This is a genomic window from Acinetobacter sp. YH16052 (assembly GCF_013417155.1).
Classification (GTDB): Bacteria; Pseudomonadota; Gammaproteobacteria; order Pseudomonadales; family Moraxellaceae; genus Acinetobacter.
Genome location: NZ_VPEO01000006.1, coordinates 29,993 through 51,451 on the forward strand (window position 1 = coordinate 29,993; position 21,459 = coordinate 51,451).

Here is a 21,459-nt window from a genome sequence, read left to right on the forward strand (position 1 = left end):
AAATTTAGAATTTATATTTCTTTCTTTTGAAGTTGAGAATTGCCCCAAAAATAAAACTCAACAGAAAAATAAAATACAACTTATATATTAGAAGTGTTTCAAATTTAAGCAAATATTTAGCTTCATTTTTTTAGCTCATTTATTCGATCACCATCACAATTTTTTTCTTTTTATTTAGACAGATGGCACTTCATAGCAAAATTTTATTTGTTCTTTCGTGCAGATTTGCAAAATAAAAAAATAGCCTGTCGAAACAGGCTACTTTTATCAACGACCAATGAGGCTAAAACTTAGGGTTTTGCTTGTAATTTGGCATAGTCCAGTAACACATTTGCCGCTTCAATCACAAACGCTTCTTCTTCAGGCAGAGCCGGACGTTCTTTGGCCTTCATCTTGGCACGCGTTTCAATCAAGGCATCCAGTGAAGCCTGATAACTTTCCCAGTTTGGATAAGGTTTCAGACCTGTTGCAGCACGACGAGTGTTTTCTGCGTCCAGCGTTTTTTGCTCCATGACAATCAACTCAGCTTTACGCTGTTGCAAGTCCAGTACCTGACGTTTCTCTTCTTCGGCTTTCTTCATCACGGCTTTACGCTGTTCTAAATACTTGAACTGAGAATCCAGTGTGACCCGTTGCTGAGAAAGTTTGGCCAATTCAGGGACGTATTTCTGTACAGCCCCTTCACGTTTAAATGGTGCCGTTGGAATGGTATCCCACTGCAAGGCATTTTTAGCCTTACGCTCACCAAACTCTTCGTTATAAATATCGACCAGTTTAATGTCTGGAACAACCCCTTTATTCTGGGTACTGCCACCGGTCACACGGTAGAATTTACGCTGCGTCAATGTCGCCTGACCATGCGCCAGACTATCCAGTTGCACCTGTGCTGTACCTTTACCGGTGGTGGTACTGCCAATCACAATCCCGCGTTCATAATCCTGAATCGCAGCAGAGTAAATTTCACTGGCCGATGCAGAGGCCAGATTCACCATCACTGCCAATGGACCAGCATAAGTTTGTGCACCGCCATCATCATCTTCAAAGACGCTGACATTGCCATTGCCATCACGGATCTGCACCACTGGACCAGACTTGATCACCTGCCCCAACATACGCGCCACTTCTTCCAGTGAACCACCTGGGTTATTCCGTAAATCGACAATAATCCCGGCAACATTCTTCGCTGCCAGCTCTTTCAAGGCTTTGTTGGTATCTTCAGACACCGAACGATAATCGGTACCGGCACGGCGTGCACGATAGTTCAGGTAGAACGATGGAATTTCGATCACACCATATTGATATTTCTTGCCATCGCGTTGAATGTCGACTACACGCGTACGTACACCGGCATCTTCTTCCTGAATCACATCGCGGGTAATGGTCACATTACGTGCCTGCCCCATGGCAGCACCCGCACCGAGTAAGCGTAAAGTCACTTTCGTGCCACGTTTACCACGAATCAGACCGACAATTTCATTACTTGGCCAGCCAATGACATCGACCATCTGCTCGCCGTCTTGTGCCACACCAATGATACGATCCCCTGATTTCACCTGACCAGATTTGCTGGCCGGACCACCTTCAACGATGGTTTCAATCTTGGTGTAATCTTCATTGCCACGTTCTGGACGAATCGATACGCCGACGCCTTCCAGCTGTAAAGTCGTCTGACGATTCAGCTCCATCGCATCCACAGGCGGGAAGTAATTACTGTGCGGATCATAAGTCAGCATCATCGCGTTCAGTGTCTTGTCGAGCACATCATCGCTCTTGATGCGGCTGAGACGTTCCAGCTGACGGGTATAACGCTTGGTTAAGGTTTGCGCAGGCGTCAGATCTTCAGGACCCGTCAGGTCTTGTCCATTCGCCAGTTCCGGATTAGCTTTCAGGGCTTTCTGCTTGGCCAATTCCTCTTCTTTACTGATGGTCAAATTGATCAGCTGAGACACCAGCATTTTCGACCAATGCGCGCGCTGTTCAGCCTCAGTTTTAAAGAATAGCGCTTTCTCACGATCCGTTTCGATATAAACATTTGGCTGATTCAGATTCTGCGGTTTTTTCAGCTCATTCAACATATAGGTGTAGAACTGGTGCAAGCGCTGTTGATATTGCGCATGCATTTCATAAGGACCAGACAAGTTGCCGGCTTTCAGATTGGCACCAAAATTGGCACCATAGCGTTTCTTATAGTTTTCAACTTCTGGGGCCAGAAACAGACTGTGTTCCGGATCAAGACTATCAATATAGAAATCAAAAATACGCTGGGAAGTCTGGGCATCCAGACGCATATTTAAATAGTGCTGACGGTCAACCAGGGTTGCCAGCTGACGTGACACCAGCGCCTGCTCTTGAGATGGCTGAATTGCTTTACTGACCACTTCATTACTATTGGCCGCAATCGCATCATTCACTACATGGGTAAAAAAGAATCCACCTGTCGCAATCGCAACTGCGCAAGCTATAGTTTGAAATTTCATAAATAATTCGTACTTCCTTGGCCTAGAGACCAATGTGACCGTGTTGCTTTTCGACCAGAATTTAACGTATTCAGCATCTTAAACAACTTAATATGTTTATGTCGTGTAGTTTTATCATATTCTGTGCTGACAAAGTGTAGCAAATCATTGCAGAATTCAGGTATTGTTTTCTCCGAAAACTCTAAAACGGATTCCGCATATGATTGGCGCATTGATGCTCGACATCGCAGGCACAACCCTCACTCAAGAAGATATTGAACTATTAAGTGCGCCGCAAGTCGGTGGAGTGATTTTATTTGGTCGCAATATCGAATCTCCCGCCCAAGTCCGTGCTTTGACCGATCATATGCGTCAGGTGCGTCCTGATATTTTAATTGCAGTGGATCAGGAAGGCGGTCGTGTACAGCGTTTAAGACAAGGCTTTACCCTGCTGCCTGCCATGGGGAAATTTGGCGAACTTTATACGAGCGATCCACAGCGTGCCCTTGAACTGGCTGAAAAATGCGGCTGGCTGATGGCGACTGAAGTACTGGCTGTCGGAATTGATTTCAGCTTTGCACCGGTACTGGACCTGAATGACATCAGTGATGTGATCGGTGATCGTAGCTTTGCCCAAAATATTCAGGACATTATTCCACTCGCCAGCGCATTTCTAAAAGGTATGAAACGTGCCGGCATGGCCTCAACCGGTAAACATTTCCCAGGTCATGGTTCGGTTAAAGCAGACTCGCATGTTGCTGCAGCAATTGATACGCGCTCCTATGCAGAAATCCAGCAAAAAGACATGCAAACATTTATCCAACTGCAACCACAACTGGATGCGCTGATGCCGGCTCATGTCATCTATAGTCAGGTCGATCCCAATCCGGCAGGCTTCTCTGAATTCTGGATTCAGAAAGTTTTACGTCAGGAGCTTGGTTTTGACGGTGTCCTGTTCTCGGATGATTTAAGCATGCAGGCCGCATGTGTCGCAGGCGGTGCCGATGCCCGAATTCAGGCCTCACTCAAAGCTGGTTGTGATATGGGTCTGGTCTGCAATGATCGTGCAGCACAATGTATTGCACTGGAAGGGATTGTTGATTTGCCCCTCCCGAACCAGCAACGCCTGGAACGCATGCGCGGCAACATCCCGAACATCCAGATTGGTGACGAACTGGATCTGGGTGAAGAATGGCGCGAGATCCGTGATGAAATACTGGCATTTAAACAGAAATCCAGCTAAAACTTTTTAAATCCAATCAATATGAAAAAGGGACACGACAAGGTGTTCCTTTTTCATTATAGTAATGAAAAGGTTACACTATTATTTAATCAACTTAAAAATAAAAAAATAAGGTCAGAACAATATGACAGACTCACTTTCGCAACATCGCCATATTTCTTTTACGGCGCACTATACCGGCTATATCTGGTATCAAATGGGGATCTCACATCCAGCCTTTGTTACATCCAAAGGCAAGTTTCTGGCCAAACTACTGCATCCTCTTGAATCCTGGGCAGAGCGCCATGCTGGCGGTAGCATGCGGACTACACTTAAGCAGCGCCATCAGATGATTGATGAGCATCTGTGTCAACTAATTGAGCAACACCCACAACTTCAGGTTCTTGAAGTTGCCTGCGGCCTATCTCCACGCAGCTGGAATTTCAGACAGAAATTTCCCGCGATTAATTATCGTGAACTGGATCTGCCGGATATGGCCAAGATCAAGACCCAGGCTTTACAGCAGATTGATCAGCATGCACCTGAAGTCCTGACTGCCGATATTTTTAGTGAAGAGCTGGACTGTATTTTTCAGATGTTTAACCGCAACCAGCCCTTAGTGGTCATTAGTGAAGGACTGATTAATTACTTTGATCAGCAGATGTTACGCATTCTGATGCAGGGTATTACAGAAAATGCGCAGTATTTCCCGGCAGTTCACTATCTCAGCGATATTTATCCTGAACCGGTGAAAAATAAACTGGCGAACTTTATCTGGAGCAGTAGCCGTCTGCTTAAATTCATGTCTCGCAGTGCGTTTACCTTTCATTTTAAATCCCCCCAAGAACTGCAGCGCTTTTTTCAAGATGCAGGATTTGACCAGGTTGAGGTACAACAACCACAACGTTATTTTGCCGAGCCTCATCAGCCAAACCCGGCACCAGAACAAGATGAACATTTAGGTGATCTGGTCTGGATGATTCATGCAGTGAAAAAAAGCAGCGTTTAAGTATGCTGTTTTTTAATACTGATATTTTTTAAATTGCCGCATCAAAAACTTCGGCATGTTGCAACATTTTCTGCTGTTTTACAAAAGCCAATAAACGTTCTGCCACTTCAAAACTGCCATGTTTGAATAAGGCACGCAGCTGGGTGTCATCCTGTTCAAAGATCAGGCACTCAATCTGAAATTCCCCAGCTTCATCTTCCAGATGCAGAGCTAAGTCACGTGGATAAGCTGCTGCGCGCACTGCCTGTACTGGATCTAACTCCAGCAATACCCCAAAGAAATTCATGTCCACTATCTCTGCTTTTAAAATGAGATCAGAATGACGATGACTGAGAAAACGTTGTGAATCTTGCACCTGAATCCGCTCTTCACCGCGACGTTTAAGCTGCTGTATCTGCTCAGGGCTAAACGGAATAATTCCCGGCAACTGATCAACCGGTTCATCACGTAAGAAGGTTGCAAACAGATGCATGGTTTCTTTACGACGTTGTAACTGCGGTACATGATCGGCGCCTGCAATTTGTACATACTGCATATTCGGACATTGCAGGGCAAAATTGGCATTCTCATGTGGCAAGGTAAAACTGTCATATTGCCCACATGCCACCAGCACTTTGCACTGTGGAATCGGCACATTGGTCAGACGCAATAAACGGTTGCAATTGATATCATAACGATCCTGTTCGGTGGCCGTAAATTCCGCCATCTGTTTAAAGAACAAACGCTTTGCAGTCGGTGACATCCGGGTTTCTGTTAAACGTGCATGATTCACCAGGTACAAAATGACGGCCTGACCAAATTCATCCATACGCTGTTCTTTCATTAGATGCAAAGACTCTTCCAGCAGCATCCGCCAGCTTTTACGGGTTTTCTGCATCACACCCATCAGGATCATCCGATCGACCAGTTCAGGACGCTGATCTGCCAAACAGGAAGCCACCACTGAACCCAAGGACATACCTAGAATTGCCACTTGCGGCAGCTGCATCTGTTCCAGCCAGCGCCCCAGCATCGCAGCAAGGTCTTCAAGCTCCAGTGTTCCGGCAGACAGCCCCGTATCGACATTACTAATCTGCTGGTTGGCCCCCATGGACGGTAGGTCAATCAGAATGATGGGACCTGCATCAAAAAGCTGTTCTACACAGTATTTGTAGGAATTAAAATTCTGGAAAGCTCCCCCAACAATCACCATGGGTCTTAAATGCAAGGTATCCGGACGGGCGATCGCCATATATTCGATTTTCCAGCCATCCATCCAGGTGGTACGTGGCGGCTGCTTAAAACTGTGCTTATCATAAAGATCAAAAAAACCATCGTGGCTATGTTGTTCCAATACATGGGCGTCCATGTGGATAATGGAATTCATATTCCTTTTCCTCCGTCCTTGCCTTATTTTTATTGTGCAAGTCATGCTTAACAGATCTTATATTTCAGGCGCATTCCGGTGTGCCTGAACACGCATCCTGCTCTTTAATAATTATAAATGACATCAATGTCGCGTGTTTCATTCTATACAGAGCTGCTTTTCACAAGCAACCGCTTCAGTGACCACTTATCTGCTTTTAAACAGAAAACAATTTCAAAATGTTTAGAAGTCAGCGAAAACGGATGATTTTTAACAGATGGGCTTCATTGTGCAGCAGCAGGCTGTTAATATCGAAATGAAATTTCTAAGTGATCAAACCGCTATGCAAGAGTCTATTGAACAATACATGCAAACGGTAGGACAGCAGGCACGCCAAGCGTCTCGCATTTTGGCTCGCGCGTCCACCCAAACTAAAAATAATGCGTTATCCGCTATTTATACGGCTTTGGAAAATAGCCAAGCTGCTATTTTGGCTGCTAACCAGAAAGATATGACCAAGGCGCATAACAACAATCTGGACTCAGCCCTGCTTGATCGCTTAGAACTCAACCCCGCACGCTTTAAAGGTATGTTGCAGGGTCTAAAAGATGTCATTGGCCTGAAAGATCCGATTGGTGAAATTAGTGATATGGCTTATCGCCCATCCGGGATTCAACTGGGCAAGATGCGTGTGCCTTTGGGTGTGGTCGGCATGATCTACGAATCACGTCCTAACGTCACGTTGGAGGCTGCATCACTCGCGCTCAAATCAGGCAATGCCATTATTTTACGGGGCGGCTCAGAAGCTCTGGAATCGAATCAGGCAATTGCAGTTGCGATTCAGCATGGCCTGAAAGTCGCAGGCTTGCCTGAGGCTGCCGTACAAGTGGTAAACACGACTGACCGCGCTGCTGTTGGCCAGTTGATTACCATGACCGAATATGTGGATGTGATTGTGCCTCGTGGCGGCAAGAGCCTGATCGAACGAATTACCGAGGAAGCACGCGTACCGGTCATTAAACATTTAGATGGCAACTGTCATGTGTATGTGGAAGCTCAAGCGGACTTGTTGAAAGCATTGCCGATTGCGCTCAATGCCAAAACCCATCGCTATGGCGTATGTAATGCCATGGAAACCCTATTGGTCGATGAAAAAGTCGCTGAAGAATTCTTGCCACGCATCGCAGAGCTTTACCAAGAGAAAAAAGTCGAACTTCGTGGTTGCCGGGAAACCCAGCGTATTCTTGAAGATGCAGTCATTACGGCCACTGAAGAAGACTGGTATACCGAGTATCTGGGCCCGATTCTGGCGATCAAAGTCGTTTCTGGTATAGAAGAAGCCATTGAGCACATCAACAAATATGGCTCGCATCATACCGATTCCATTATTACTGAAAACTACAGTCTGGCTCGCGAATTTCTGGCGGGTGTAGATTCAAGTTCGGTCATGATCAATGCCTCTACTCGTTTTGCAGATGGTTTTGAATATGGCTTAGGCGCAGAAATCGGGATTTCAACCGATAAAATCCATGCTCGTGGCCCAGTCGGTCTTGAAGGCCTGACGTCGCAGAAATGGATTGTCTTTGGTGATGGTCAGATTCGCCAATAAATATTCAGATTGCTAACTTAAAAACAGCCTCATTTATGAGGCTGTTTTTTTTATGGACCGAAAAATTGACACTAAAATAGATGGATTAGAACCTTCGGGTCATTTTATTGATGAATCTCTTTATAGAATTGTATGTAAAAACAATATTTGCCTTTTCAGGCGCTAAACTAAAAAATTAATCTGTTCTAAAATTAAATTTAAGCAGAATTTAGGATTCTTATTGATGATATTTTTAGCATCATTTTATTTATAAATGAAAACTATGAACTGATAAATTTTAGTTATTATTGTTAAATCGGTCGATAATGCTTAAGTCTAATCTGCTAAAGTCTATCTAGGACAGAAAAAAAACAAATGTTAAAACATATTCATTGATCTGGATTGCTGCTTCATTGTCCGCAATTGGGTCAAGCAAATGGACGAGAATTTTAATTAAAAATTGGGTAATCAATCGTGTCTAAATCAGTATTAGTTATTAATTGTGGCTCTTCTTCAATCAAGTTTGCCTTACTTCTTGAGGAGCAGAATTTCCGTATTCATGGTTTAGCTGAGAACTTAGGCACAGAGAATGCTCGCATTAAAGGTGTAACGGTTGGCAATGAGCCAGTCGATATCCATATTCCATTTGCTGACCACAAAAAAGCACTCGAAGTGGGTCTGGAACGTCTGGCCAACTACCGTCCGGACGCGATCGGTCACCGTGTCGTACATGGTGGCAGCCTGACCAAGGCTGAACTGATCAATGACGAGATTATTGAAAAAATTCGTGAAGCAACGCCGCTTGCACCATTACATAATCCGGCACACCTGATTGGCATTGAAGCCACTAAACGTTTATTCCCGGAATTACCACAGGTTGCGGTATTTGATACTGCCTTCCACCAAACCATGCCAGCGCATGCTTATCGTTATGCCCTGCCGAAATTTTTATATACCGCCCATGGTGTGCGTCGCTATGGTTTCCACGGGACGAGTCATGCCTATGTGTCAGAGCGTGGTTCTGAACTGGCAGGCAGTTTCAAACAAGGTGGCTGGTTAACCGCGCATTTAGGTAATGGTAGCTCGACCTGTGCCGTTTGGAATGGGAAAAGTGTAGATACCTCAATGGGTTTAACTCCACTTGAAGGTATTGTTATGGGCACACGCAGTGGCGATGTTGACCCAAGTCTGCACAGCTTCCTGGCAAAAAACCTGGCTTGGGATATTTATAAAATTGACAAGATGCTGAATAGCCAAAGTGGTCTTTTGGGCTTGTCTGATCTGTCCAATGACATGCGTACCCTGATTGAAGCCTCAGAGCAAGGCAATGAAGATGCCGCACTGGCGATTGAAGTTTTCTGCTACCGTTTAGCTAAATCTCTGGCAGCGTTGAGCTGTGGTCTGCCACGTCTTGATGGTCTGTTCTTCACTGGCGGCATTGGCGAAAACTCGGCGTATATCCGCGAAAAAACCATGACTTATCTGCCTCATTTTGGTTTCAATCTGGATAAAAACGCCAACAATGAATTGAAACGCGGTACCGAAGGCCGAATCGATTCAGGCACAGGCCCACAAATCTGGGTAGTGCCAACAGATGAAGAAGGCCGTATCGCACAAGAAGTTCAAAGTGTTGTTGAACTTGAAGTGGAGCGCAATACTGCAAAAAAGTCTAAAGCTGAGGTAACGCCTGCATAAGCAGGCTTGGCCACTTTTTAACTGATTTTTATTATTCTGCGACTGACATAACTTATGAAAACAATTTTATTGGTTCCCACTGGGGAAGGCGTAGGCTTAACTTCTGCATGTTTGGGCCTGATTTATGCACTGGAATGCCAAGGGGTAAAAGCTGGTTTCCTGAAACCTTTTGCCCAGGAATTGAATGAAATCGAAGACCGCACCACGGCTTTGTATCGTCATATTTCTCAAAGTGAAACGGTTGAACCTATCCGTTATAGCAAAGTCTTGCAGCAGATCAATCTGGGTGAACAGGATGAATTGCTTGAAGAAGCGGTGCGTCTGCATCGTCAAATTGCTAAACAGCATGACCTAATTATTGTCGAAGGGCTGTTGCCAAATACTCAGGACAGTTTTGCCGATGATTTGAATGCTTCACTAGCGCAGGCTCTTGATGCCAAAGTTATTGTCGTCAGCAATGCCAATATTCAGCAGCCAAGCCAAACCGCGGATAAAGTTGAACATCAGCTGCGTAATTTTGGTGGCGCTAGCTCTACCCGCCTTGCGGGCATCATGTTGATGCGCACCAAAGGCCTGCCTGAAGAATCTGCGCAGATTCCTGTCACGCTGAATCCGGATTTACGCCTTAAAGCTGAAACCGCCGAATTTATCACCGCCATTCAGCAGACGCATCCGCATATTGGCTCTGAAAAATTACCAGTGATTGGCTTGGTGCCTTTCAGTAAAACCTTAAGTGTGCCGCGCATGTCTGATCTGGCTGCACATATTTCTGCCTACTGGATTAACGAAGGCGAAGCCAAACAGCGCCGTGTACAACATAGCAGCCTGATTTCAGCCAATATTGAACATGAATTGCATAAATTTGTGGCTGGCGAATTAATTATTAGTGCCTCTGACCGGCTTGACGTATTACTGGCAAGCAGTCTGGCAAGCAGTAACGGGATTCCTTTGGCCGGTCTGGTGCTGACTGAACATCAACAGCCAAATGATCATGTACTGGAATTCTGCCAGGCTGCCATCAAGCAAGGTTTACCAATCCTACATACGCCACTCAGCACGTTTGAAACCGCACAAAAACTGGCAAATCTCAGCAATGAAATTCCAGTGGATGATACCGAACGTGCAGATCAGGTGACGCGTTTTGTTTCAAGCCATATCAATCCGGAATGGCTGAACCAAATGTTGAATGGTTCTTATAAGCCACGTCTGTCACCTTCCGCTTTCCGTCATGAACTGGTACAGAAGTCGATTGCCGCGAAAAAACGTATTGTACTGCCAGAGGGTGATGAACCGCGCACTGTACAGGCTGCGGCTATTTGTCAGTCTCGTGGTATTGCACAGTGTATTTTGCTGGCCAAGCCTGAAGCTGTGCTAGAAGTAGCCAAAGCGCGCGGCATTGAATTGCCTGAAGATCTGGAAATTCTTGATCCAGATCTGGTGCGTGAAAACTACATCGACAAGATGGTGGAGCTGCGTAAAGGCAAGCTCAACGAACTGCAAGCCCGTGAACAACTGCAAGATACGGTAGTACTTGGCACCATGATGCTGGCACTCGATCAGGTCGACGGTTTGGTGTCGGGCGCAGTACATACCACCGCAAATACGGTGCGCCCTGCCTTCCAGCTGATCAAAACTGCTCCGGATTATTCTCTGGTATCGTCCGTATTCTTTATGCTATTGCCAGATGAAGTCTATGTGTATGGTGACTGTGCGATTAATCCGGATCCTGATGCGGAACAACTGGCTGAAATTGCAATCCAATCTGCTGATTCTGCCAAAGCCTTTGGGATAGATCCACGCATTGCGATGATTTCCTATTCGACCGGAACTTCCGGTACCGGTGCAGATGTGGAAAAAGTTGCTGAAGCAACACGAATAGCCAAAGAACGTCGCCCTGACCTACTGATTGATGGGCCACTACAATATGATGCAGCATCTGTAGAAAGCGTGGGCCGCCAGAAAGCGCCTGATTCACAAGTGGCCGGACGTGCCAATGTGTTTATCTTCCCGGATCTGAACACCGGTAACACGACCTATAAAGCGGTTCAACGTGCTGCCAATGTAGTCAGTGTTGGACCAATGCTGCAAGGCTTGAATAAGCCGGTCAATGACCTGTCGCGTGGTGCCTTGGTTGATGACATCGTGTTTACCATTGCTTTAACCGCGATTCAGGCCGAGCAACAAGAAGCTTAATACTTCTTGAATTTAAGTTTTCCAAACCATCTGATTGAAAAATCAGATGGTTTTTTTATAGAAAAATAACCCTAGCTTCAATAAATTCAGTACGTGATCATCATCTCATTTTAATACACAATAAAAATGCCAGTCTTTCGAACTGGCATTCTCAATGATTATCCATCATAAAGTCTGTAACATAAAAAATTGAGCTGATGCAGCCCTGCTTTTCAGTCTACTGACTTTAATTTTTTATAAGGTAGTCCACTCTTTATGCACGTCTTCCGCCGTTTTATTGAGCACCACGCTATCGTCTTTGATTTCGCTTACCCAACTCAAGGGAATCAGATGGTGCTCATTATTTTCATCATCACTTCTTGTTAATTTAATTGAATCCTGACCTTCTAAATGGTCCACCTTCCCGACTTGAGTACCACATGAAGCAATGACTGAAGCATGTTCTTTAATATCACTTGCATTAAAATTGTTCATTCTACTTGCCTGTTTCTAGAAGTTGAGAGAAACAGTCTAAGCAATAAAAAATGCCCCATGTGTAAGGGTTTTCAGGCTTTGAGTTTTTCTGGGTTAAAAATGTAAATGGTCAACATGGCTTGAGTAAGCTATAGGAAAGATACTTTTTAAATTTGAGTTTTCAAATGTTTTTATAGTGTGATGAACTAGATTTGAAGATTTGAAGATTTGAAGATTTGAAGATTTGAAGATTTGAAGATTTGAAGATTTGAAGATTTGAAGATTTGAAGATTTGAAGATTTGAAGATTTGAAGATTTGAAGATTTGAAGATTTGAAGATAGGTTAATTTTTTATGTCTTAAAATAAAAAAGAAGATAAAGCTTAGGCTTGATCTTCTTTCTGACCGTACATCCAAGTTGCAGCGATATATACACAAAAACCAGCTGCCATCAAAATACCTGTAACCATTGTTAGGATCTCCCGTTTCAATAGCTGCATTATGTAAAAGTTTTATGACAGTTATATGACAATCTGGTTTTTTATTAAATTTAAAATAATTAATAAAATTCAATCGCTTAATACGGAATAAGCAAAATTATGCGTATTTTTTATCTGAAATATGACATTGAATATGACAACTTGCTGTCATATTTGACCCATGGAATAGCTAAAGTCCTTGCTCAGATTGCTTAAACTATAAACTTTCGGCCAATGCTCGCCCAAAATGCCCACAACCCGATTCTTTTGTCTTATAATTTAGCCCGCTAGCTATCAGCCCGCTCAAGAGATATTTGTATGACAACTATTATCAAGCAAGATGACTTGATCACATCGGTTAAAGATGCGCTTCAGTTCATTTCTTACTATCACCCACAAGACTTTATCCAAGCGATGAGCCGTGCGTATGATCGTGAAGAGAACAAAGCTGCTAAAGATGCGATCGCACAAATCTTAATTAACTCACGCATGTGTGCAGAAGGCCACCGCCCAATCTGTCAAGATACCGGTATCGTCAACGTATTTGTTGAAGTGGGCATGGACGTTAAATTCGATTTAACCATGAGCCTGGATGATGCAATCAATGAAGGCGTACGTCAGGGTTATTTAGAAAACTCGAACGTGCTTCGCGCATCAGTTCTGGCTGATCCTGCATTTGGTCGTAAGAACACCAAAGACAACACTCCTGCCGTGATTTACCACAAGCTTGTGCCTGGTAATAAAGTAGATATCACTGTGGCAGCCAAAGGTGGCGGTTCAGAAAACAAATCTAAACTAGCAATGTTAAACCCATCTGATTCAATCGTGGATTGGGTACTGAAAACTGTTCCAACCATGGGTGCAGGCTGGTGTCCACCAGGTATGCTGGGAATCGGGATCGGTGGTACTGCTGAAAAAGCCATGATGCTTGCCAAAGAAGCATTGATGGAAGAGATCAACATGGACGAATTGCTTCGTCGTGGTCCACAAAGCAAAATGGAAGAGCTTCGTATCGAAATCTTCGAAAAAGTAAATGCTTTGGGTATTGGTGCACAAGGTCTTGGTGGTTTAACCACTGTACTTGATATTAAAATCAAAGATTATCCATGTCATGCTGCAGGTAAACCAGTTGGTATGATCCCGAACTGTGCTGCGACTCGTCATGCACACTTCCAGTTAGATGGTACAGGTGTTGCACATATTCAAGCACCTAAACTTGAAGACTACCCTGCTGTGACTTGGGATTCTTCATCTTCTAAACGTGTTGACCTTGACACGATTACCCAAGAAGAAATGAATAGCTGGAAACCAGGCGATACACTTCTTCTTAACGGTACAATCTATACAGGTCGTGATGCTGCACACAAACGTATGGTCGACATGCTGAACAACGGTGAAGAACTTCCTGTTGATCTGAAAGGCAAGTTTATCTACTACGTAGGTCCAGTCGATCCAGTCGGTGATGAAGTAGTTGGTCCTGCAGGTCCAACAACGGCTACGCGTATGGATAAATTTACGCGTCAAGTTCTTGAAGCAACTGGCATGTTCGGCATGATCGGTAAAGCAGACCGTGGTCCTGCTGCCGTTGAAGCAATTAAAGATAACCAGGCGACTTACCTTATGGCTGTCGGTGGTGCTGCTTACTTAGTATCTAAAGCCATCCGTGAAGCTGAAGTGGTTGCCTTTGCTGACCTAGGCATGGAAGCGATCTACAAGTTTGTGGTAAAAGATATGCCGGTATCTGTAGCAGTTGATGTGAATGGTACTTCTATTCACGCGACAGCACCTAAAATCTGGCAAGCAAAAATTGGCAAGATTCCAGTAGTTGACGCTGCTGCGGGCTAATTTTTACTACAATAAAAAAGCACCCTGAATGGGTGCTTTTTTATGATGTTTGCTCAAAAAAATGTCCAAACTACCAGGTACGTGGATCCCAAAGTTTAAAAGGTGCTTTTAGCTGTACATCTAATGATGGATCATAAGCAGTCGGTTCAATTTTTTGGGCTTTTTTACGAATCTGGCCTGTTTCCTGATCTTGTGCCACGAAGTTAAAACTGTCTGATTTTAGCTGAGTAAAAGCAATTTCATTCAGACCAACTTTTTCCGGCATTAGCATGAGCGGCCCGGAAATACTCCGGCGTGTACTGATATTTTCTTCATCATATTTAATAAAATAAGACTGTCCCGCTTCGACAGTAAAATCCAGATATTTAGGCTTCTGGAAATGCAGCGCGCCTAGCGGTCGACTGGTACTCAAACGATAGGTCCCTGCAGGCACTTCAATCCAGTAATAATGGTTGTGCAATAAGCTTGGAATATGTTCTTGATTGATAAACAGGCTGGCAGCGACAATTTCCTGACGGTTCCATCTGGAATCTGGTCGGTATAAATACACGATGGCGGCTTCATCATGCTGCGGTTTCACCGTCTGAAACTGGTTGCCCTGCTTTTGATTGACCCAACCGCCAATGGTGAACATGCCGATACGATGCTGCTCGACAAAGCCCGGTTTTTTTTCAAGATCGATATTTTTTAAAGTGCTGAGTGGCTGTGTAGGCTCAACGACGGCTTTCTTACCATGACACCCCAGCAATGCCAAACTGCTGATGAGTACAATTGCGACTCCACGCATGCTTATCCCTCACTGCGTCTTTATTCTTTTGTATGCAAGTGCTTTGCGATTTGTTTTTTATAAGTTTTAGGCATCCACACCTAGTGAATCAGATTAACACCGAGCTTTATTTTTGGAAATAAAAAACGTGCGAAAACACGGAGTTTTCGCACGTTTCGGACGAATAGCAATTAAGCAGATTTACTATTCACCACCTTTAAATCTATTTTTGTCGCAGTCTCTTGCTGATCATGTGGCTGACGCTCAGCACGGTATTCCGGCTCTGCTTCACCTTTAATCACGGCTTCATTGATGACGACAGTGCCGACATCGCTACGGCTTGGCAAGTCATACATGGTTTCCAGCAATGAATTTTCCAGGATCGAACGTAAACCACGTGCGCCTGTATTACGTTCAACTGCTTTCTTAGCCACGGCGCGTAATGCCGATTCTTCAAAAACCAGATCCACATCTTCCATATCAAACAGATGTTGATACTGACGGGTCAAAGCGTTCTTCGGCTCAGTCAGAATCTGCATCAGTGCATCTTCATCCAACTCGTCTAAAGTGGCAATGACTGGCAAACGACCAATAAATTCTGGAATCAAACCAAATTTTACCAAGTCAGTTGCTTCAACTTGACGGAACAAATCAGACAGCTTCTTGGTTTCATCTTTTTTACGCACTTCTGCAGTAAAGCCGATGCCACCTTTTTCCTGACGTTGCTGTACAATTTTCTCAAGTCCTGAGAATGCACCACCACAGATAAACAGGATGTTCGAGGTATCAATCTGAATGAATTCTTGCTGCGGATGCTTACGTCCACCTTGTGGCGGAATTGATGCAACCGTGCCTTCAATCATTTTCAAGAGTGCTTGCTGTACGCCTTCACCCGATACATCACGTGTGATGGATGGGTTTTCGGACTTACGGGTAATCTTGTCGATCTCATCGATATAGATAATACCCTTTTGCGCTTTTTCGACATCGTAATCTGCTTTTTGCAAAAGCTTCTGTACGATGTTTTCTACATCTTCACCCACATAACCGGCTTCGGTCAGTGTCGTTGCATCTGCCATGGCAAATGGAACATCAAGAAGACGTGCCAGCGTTTGTGCAAGCAAGGTTTTGCCCGATCCTGTCGGACCAACCAACATAATATTACTTTTTGAAAGCTCGACTGAATCATCAGCTTTCTTGCCATTATTTTGCACTTTCAAGCGCTTGTAATGGTTATAGACCGCAACTGACAAGGTTTTTTTCGCGACGTCCTGACCAATCACATATTGATCCAAGGCCGCACGAATTTCATGCGGTTTCGGCAAAGGACGATTGGCCCAGTCATTGGTTTCCACCTGCTGACTGGTTTGAACCAAATCTAAGCATACGTCCACACATTCGTTACAAATGTATGCGTCCTCGCCTGCAATCAGCTTCCCGACTTCAGACTGCGTTTTACCGCAAAATGAACAATGCTTTTGTCCTTGAGGATGTTCGGACATATTTACTCCACTATCTCAATCTTTAAAACTTATGGACGTTTAGTTAAAACTTCGTCCACAAGACCGTATTCTTTCGCTTGCTGAGCAGTCATAAAGTTGTCACGGTCTGTATCACGTGCAACTTTCTCGTAATCCTGACCGCTGTGTTCAGCCATTAAACGGTTTAAACGTTCTTTAATAAACAGGATTTCACGTGCATGAATTTCAATATCTGAAGCCTGGCCACGGAAACCACCCAATGGCTGGTGAATCATGACACGGGCATTTTCAAGGCAATAACGTTTGCCTTTGGTGCCAGCATTCAGCAGGAACGCACCCATTGATGCTGCCTGACCCATGCAGTACGTTACGACATCAGGTTTGATAAACTGCATGGTGTCATAAATCGCCATACCCGCAGTTACCGAACCGCCTGGTGAATTGATATATAGATGAATATCTTTATCTGGATTTTCCGCCTCTAAAAACAACATTTGCGCAACGATCAGGTTCGCCATGTTGTCTTCAACTTCGCCCGTCATAAAAATTACACGTTCACGCAAAAGGCGTGAATAAATATCAAAAGAACGCTCACCACGAGAGGATTGTTCTACCACCATTGGCACTAAAGCGTTTTCAATCGTTGGAACATACATACGTTTATTTATTCCTAAATTTTTTGTGACCTAACCCATAATCACAATATGAGGGATAATCACTGAAATTGCAAAAAAATCGCCAACAAATCCATTATATTTTTTGCATTAGTTTTGTGAAAAACAGAAATGCTTTTTTCAGGCATCAATATGAAAAAAAGGCGCATTAAGCGCCTTTTTTATCGAAAGCTAAATTAGCCTTGTTGACGAGCTTGCTGCTCTTTCAATAAGTCTTCATAGCTTACAGTCGCATCAGTTACTTTAGCAGAAGCCAAAATGTAATCAACAACTTGGTCTTCTAGTACAACTGCTTCGATTTGAGCACGCTGTTGCGCATCGTTTTTGAAGTATTCGATCACTTCGTTTGGATCTTCGTAAGAAGAAGCCATATCTTCGATGTACGCTTCAACACGTGCAGCATCTACTTCGATTTTCGCATCAGCTAAAACACGGCTTACAAGTACGCCAAGTTTTACAGATTTTTCAGCTTGTTCTTTAAACAATTCGTCTGGAAGCATGCTTGAATCAAATGCTTTCGCACCTTGAGCACCAAACTGCTGTGTGAACTGCTGGATCATTTGTTGACGTTGACGGTCAATTTCTTGAGCAAGCATAGCAGCTGGAAGTTCAACTTCGTTTGCAGCAACTAATGCATCGAAAGTCGCGCCTTTAACCTGATTGCGAAGGCCGTTCTTCACTTCACGTTCCATGTTTTTACGAACGTCAGCTTTTAACTTCTCAACGCCTTCTTCTTCAGATACACCGAAGATTTTCAAGAATTCAGCATCGATTTCTGGAAGTTTTTGTTTTTCAACAAGCTTCACAGTGATTTTGAATTGAGCTTGTTTACCAGCAAGGTTTTCAGCTTGGTAGTCTTCAGGGAAAGTAACATCAATCACTTTCTCTTCGCCTTTCTTCATACCAACGATACCGTCTTCGAAGCCAGGGATCATACGACCAGAACCAAGTACTAGTTTGAAGTCTTCCGCAGAACCACCTTCAAATTTTTCGCCGTCGATTGAACCTTCGAAATCAAAAGTGACTTGCATGTCTTTTTTAGCCATGCCTTTTGTTTCAGCCCAAGCAGCACGTTGTTTTTGAAGATTTTCAATCATCTTCTCAACATCTTTGTCATTTACTTCAGCTGCTTTACGCTCAACCTCCAAGCCGTCGAATTTCACTTCGATTTCTGGATAAACTTCAACAGTCGCTGTATATACCAGCGCGTCCTCTTTCATTTCAGTTTTTTCGATGTTTGGCATGCCCACAGCATTGATTTTTTCTTGCTGAATCGCTTCGAAAACTGTGTCACGAATAATATCGTTTACTACTTCTTGGTAGATACCCGCGCCGTATTCACGACGAACTACGTTTACAGGCACTTTACCTGGACGGAAGCCGTTGATCTTCGCAGTTTTAGCAGTGCGTTTTAAACGAGCTTCAAATTGCTCATTAATACGGCTCGTCGGTACAGAAACATTTAAACGACGGGCAACGCCCGAAACCGCTTCAGAAGTTACTTGCATGGCTTCCTCTATATATTAGGTTATAACAGGTTTATAAAAATGTGCCACATTATATGACAACATTTAAGGATATACAAAAAATACGCGCGAGTTCCAGTTTTTAAGCCCTTTTTTTAGTTGAATTGCCACCTTTCCAGATGCCCAGTCAACCCAATTTAAATGGAGAAAATGTATATTTTTATTGCAAATGATAAATACTATCATTAATATCCAGTTTCTTATTTAAGCAACAATACTAATTTATTCTTCGGTTCGGGAATTTGGTCATGCATAGTTTTAGTCTTCGTCCACTTACATTGGCAATTCTTGGGGTTACAGCAACATCTGCTTTCGCAGAGACTGTGAACGAGACAGCGACTCCTACAACAACACATCAAATGTCTACGATTGTGGTTTCAGCGGCGGGATATGAACAGAAAATTAAAGATGCTCCAGCATCTATTACAGTTCTAACAGAAGAAGATTTTAAAACTAAACGCATTACTTCTATCGCTGATGCTCTTGCTGATGTAGAGGGTGTCGATGTTTCACCAGAAGCAGGTAAGACTGGCGGTTTAAATATTCGTATCCGTGGTATGAGTCCAGAATATACTTTAATTCTTATTGATGGACGTCGCCAAAATAGTACCGGCGATATTTCACCAAACGGTTTTGGTGAGACAAATAATAATTTTATTCCACCTATTTCTGCAATTGAACGGATTGAAGTGATTAAAGGCCCAGCTTCTACACTTTATGGTTCAGATGCTATGGGGGGTGTAGTCAATATTATTACTAAAAAAGTGGCTGATACTTGGACAGGTTCTGTAACTTTAGATGGAACGCTCAATCCAAATTATTCAGACTTCGGCAACCAACGTAGCATTGATTTTTATGGTTCTGGCCCTTTGATAAAAGACTTATTGGGTCTTCAGATTAGAGCTAAACATTGGGAACGTGATGAGTCTTCAATTACTCAAAATATTGACGAGGGAGAGTCTTTAAGTGGTGGCCAAAGCCCTGCCGAAGGTAAGATGGACACTATCGGCGCACGTCTAACCTTAACGCCTACAAGTGATCATGATATTTCTTTAGATATTGAATCTCAACGCCAAACATATGAAAACCCAAGTATTTCTTCTGGTTTCCAGTTAGGCACTGTAGGTGCAAATGGTGGTTATGCAGACACCATGGAATTCAATCGTGACAAGTATGTTGCTGCACATCAATGGCGCAATACGATTGGTACTTTAGATAACAGTTTAACTTACAATACTAGTGAAACTGTAGGACGTTTAATTCCGTCGCGTGCTCAAGCAGGCTCTTTAGAAGAAAATTCTCGTTTATTAGAAAGTGAAGATTTAATTTTCGATACTAAATTCACAACTCAAGCTATTGATGGACATAATATTACTCTAGGTGGTCAATGGTGGGATGCAAGTATTAAAGATGGTTTACGTGTCAACAAAGAAGTGAGTTTTGACCAACTCGGCTTATTTGCGGAAGATACTTGGGCACTTAATGATTCGTTAGCACTTACGCTTGGTTTACGCTTTGACGAACATAGTACTTTTGGTGACTTTTGGACACCACGTGCTTACTTAGTTTGGAACGCAAATGAAAATTGGACATTCAAAGGTGGTTATAGTGAAGGTTATAAAGCCCCACGCCTAGAACGTCTTACTGATGGTATTTACAACGTAAGTGGGCAAGGGCGAACACCTACCTTTGGTAATCCAAATTTAAAACCTGAAACAAGTAACAACTTTGAAATTGGTACGTATTTTTCTAGTAATGCTAACTTTGATTTTAATATCACAGCTTTCTACAGTGAAATTGAAAATAAAATTATTACAGGCTTACCTGAATTCCGTTGCGATGCCAATATAAATAAAGCTGATTGTGAAGCATTTATGGCAAGTGTCGGTACACCTTGGTTAATGCAAAGTGGTGATACAGGTACTCGTGGCTGGAATGTTGCTCGTCCAGTAAATGCTCAAAAAGCAGAAATGTATGGTATTGAAACGGGTTTCAACTGGGATTTTGCCCCGGATTGGAAACTTAATGCCAACTATACTTGGACAGAAACTGAAATTAAAGATTCTGAACTAGGTAATCCATCATTTACAGATACACCTAAACATCTTGCAAATGCCACTTTAAGATGGCAAGCCGCTGATCAACTGCAATTATGGGCACGTGGTGAATATCGTAGTGAACGTGACCGTTATCCTGGGCAAGTGTATGACAACTTAAGCGCTACCGATCAAGAAGTATTCAATACTTTAGGAGACTTTAAAGGTTATGCCTTAATGCACCTTGGTACAAATTATACGGTAAATGATAATTGGGATTTAGGCGTAGCTTTATATAACGTTTTCGATAAAGACTTTAATAAATATATGTCAATTGCAGACGGTGCATATAATGAATATGTAAACACCCAAGAAGGTCGCCGTGTTCAACTCAGCACTACTTTTAAATTCTAATTAAACTATTAAATTAAACCCTGCCCTGGCAGGGTTTTTTCTTATTGTGCGATCAACACTTTCCAAAATATTACTAATTTATGCCCTTCTATAGACATCATTATTCTCAATAAAAATTTAACAATCAGATTGGTTTATCAATATTTATTAAAAACATAAACTTAACTATTTATTGTTATAATATTACATTTATAAACTCATTTAATATTTTCTTAAAGATCATGAATTCCCATGATAAAAAGATAAAAATAAAAGCAAGAATCATTATTATTCGCATA

General features: G+C 43.1%; 14 protein-coding genes. 7 read left to right on the forward strand and 7 right to left on the reverse strand.

Annotation, left to right across the window (positions count from 1 at the left end):
• Positions 1-290 precede the first annotated feature (290 nt).
• Positions 291-2,477 (reverse strand): carboxy terminal-processing peptidase, encoded by a 2,187-nt coding sequence (locus FTV42_RS05730; protein WP_180037925.1) that lies wholly within the window; start codon positions 2,475-2,477, stop codon positions 291-293.
• A 199-nt stretch (positions 2,478-2,676) separates the two neighbouring features.
• Between FTV42_RS05730 and nagZ the strand changes: the two genes are divergently transcribed.
• Both nagZ and FTV42_RS05740 read left to right on the forward strand, forming a co-directional pair.
• Positions 2,677-3,699 (forward strand): beta-N-acetylhexosaminidase, encoded by a 1,023-nt coding sequence (gene nagZ, locus FTV42_RS05735; RefSeq protein WP_153567008.1) that lies wholly within the window; start codon positions 2,677-2,679, stop codon positions 3,697-3,699.
• A 124-nt stretch (positions 3,700-3,823) separates the two neighbouring features.
• Complete coding sequence (locus FTV42_RS05740) at positions 3,824-4,687, forward strand: class I SAM-dependent methyltransferase (RefSeq protein WP_153567009.1); 864 nt, start codon at positions 3,824-3,826, stop codon at positions 4,685-4,687.
• A gap of 28 nt (positions 4,688-4,715) precedes the next feature.
• Here FTV42_RS05740 and FTV42_RS05745 read toward each other — a convergent pair whose 3' ends face one another.
• Positions 4,716-6,053 (reverse strand): alpha/beta fold hydrolase, encoded by a 1,338-nt coding sequence (locus tag FTV42_RS05745; protein ID WP_180037928.1) that lies wholly within the window; start codon positions 6,051-6,053, stop codon positions 4,716-4,718.
• A 322-nt stretch (positions 6,054-6,375) separates the two neighbouring features.
• Here FTV42_RS05745 and FTV42_RS05750 point away from each other — a divergent pair, with 322 nt between their 5' ends.
• The 3 genes from FTV42_RS05750 (at position 6,376) to pta (ending at position 11,508) form a co-directional block, all read left to right on the forward strand.
• Positions 6,376-7,641, forward strand: coding sequence for a glutamate-5-semialdehyde dehydrogenase (locus FTV42_RS05750; protein ID WP_180038068.1), 1,266 nt, complete (start codon positions 6,376-6,378; stop codon positions 7,639-7,641).
• A gap of 453 nt (positions 7,642-8,094) precedes the next feature.
• Positions 8,095-9,315 (forward strand): acetate kinase, encoded by a 1,221-nt coding sequence (locus FTV42_RS05755; protein WP_180037930.1) that lies wholly within the window; start codon positions 8,095-8,097, stop codon positions 9,313-9,315.
• Positions 9,316-9,369: 54 nt separating this feature from the next.
• The gene (gene pta / locus FTV42_RS05760) at positions 9,370-11,508 is read left to right on the forward strand and encodes a phosphate acetyltransferase (protein ID WP_180037932.1); all 2,139 of its coding nucleotides are present in this window, start codon (positions 9,370-9,372) and stop codon (positions 11,506-11,508) included.
• 234 nt (positions 11,509-11,742) lie between these two features.
• Here pta and FTV42_RS05765 read toward each other — a convergent pair whose 3' ends face one another.
• On the reverse strand, positions 11,743-11,982 hold the full coding sequence (locus FTV42_RS05765; protein ID WP_005107915.1) for a DUF2171 domain-containing protein: 240 nt from the start codon (positions 11,980-11,982) through the stop codon (positions 11,743-11,745).
• Positions 11,983-12,757: 775 nt separating this feature from the next.
• Between FTV42_RS05765 and FTV42_RS05770 the strand changes: the two genes are divergently transcribed.
• Positions 12,758-14,284, forward strand: a complete 1,527-nt coding sequence (locus tag FTV42_RS05770) for a fumarate hydratase (RefSeq protein ID WP_004278405.1) — start codon at positions 12,758-12,760, stop codon at positions 14,282-14,284.
• A 70-nt stretch (positions 14,285-14,354) separates the two neighbouring features.
• On the opposite strand, the gene FTV42_RS05775 is transcribed toward FTV42_RS05770, so the two are convergent.
• The 4 genes from FTV42_RS05775 to tig form a co-directional block, all read right to left on the reverse strand.
• Positions 14,355-15,071, reverse strand: coding sequence for a DUF2846 domain-containing protein (locus FTV42_RS05775; RefSeq protein ID WP_180037934.1), 717 nt, complete (start codon positions 15,069-15,071; stop codon positions 14,355-14,357).
• 170 nt (positions 15,072-15,241) lie between these two features.
• Positions 15,242-16,552: an ATP-dependent protease ATP-binding subunit ClpX gene (clpX, locus tag FTV42_RS05780; RefSeq protein WP_180037936.1), complete on the reverse strand. Its 1,311-nt coding sequence runs from the start codon at positions 16,550-16,552 to the stop codon at positions 15,242-15,244.
• Between the two features lie 29 nt (positions 16,553-16,581).
• Complete coding sequence (gene clpP, locus FTV42_RS05785) at positions 16,582-17,187, reverse strand: ATP-dependent Clp endopeptidase proteolytic subunit ClpP (RefSeq protein ID WP_004647427.1); 606 nt, start codon at positions 17,185-17,187, stop codon at positions 16,582-16,584.
• Between the two features lie 194 nt (positions 17,188-17,381).
• Positions 17,382-18,713 carry a trigger factor gene (gene tig / locus FTV42_RS05790; RefSeq protein ID WP_180037939.1) on the reverse strand — a complete coding sequence of 444 codons (1,332 nt, stop codon included), beginning with the start codon at positions 18,711-18,713 and terminating at the stop codon, positions 17,382-17,384.
• Positions 18,714-18,979: 266 nt separating this feature from the next.
• Between tig and FTV42_RS05795 the strand changes: the two genes are divergently transcribed.
• A complete protein-coding gene (locus FTV42_RS05795) occupies positions 18,980-21,181 on the forward strand; it encodes a TonB-dependent receptor domain-containing protein (protein ID WP_180037942.1) in 2,202 nt (733 codons plus the stop codon).
• Positions 21,182-21,459: the final 278 nt, after the last annotated feature.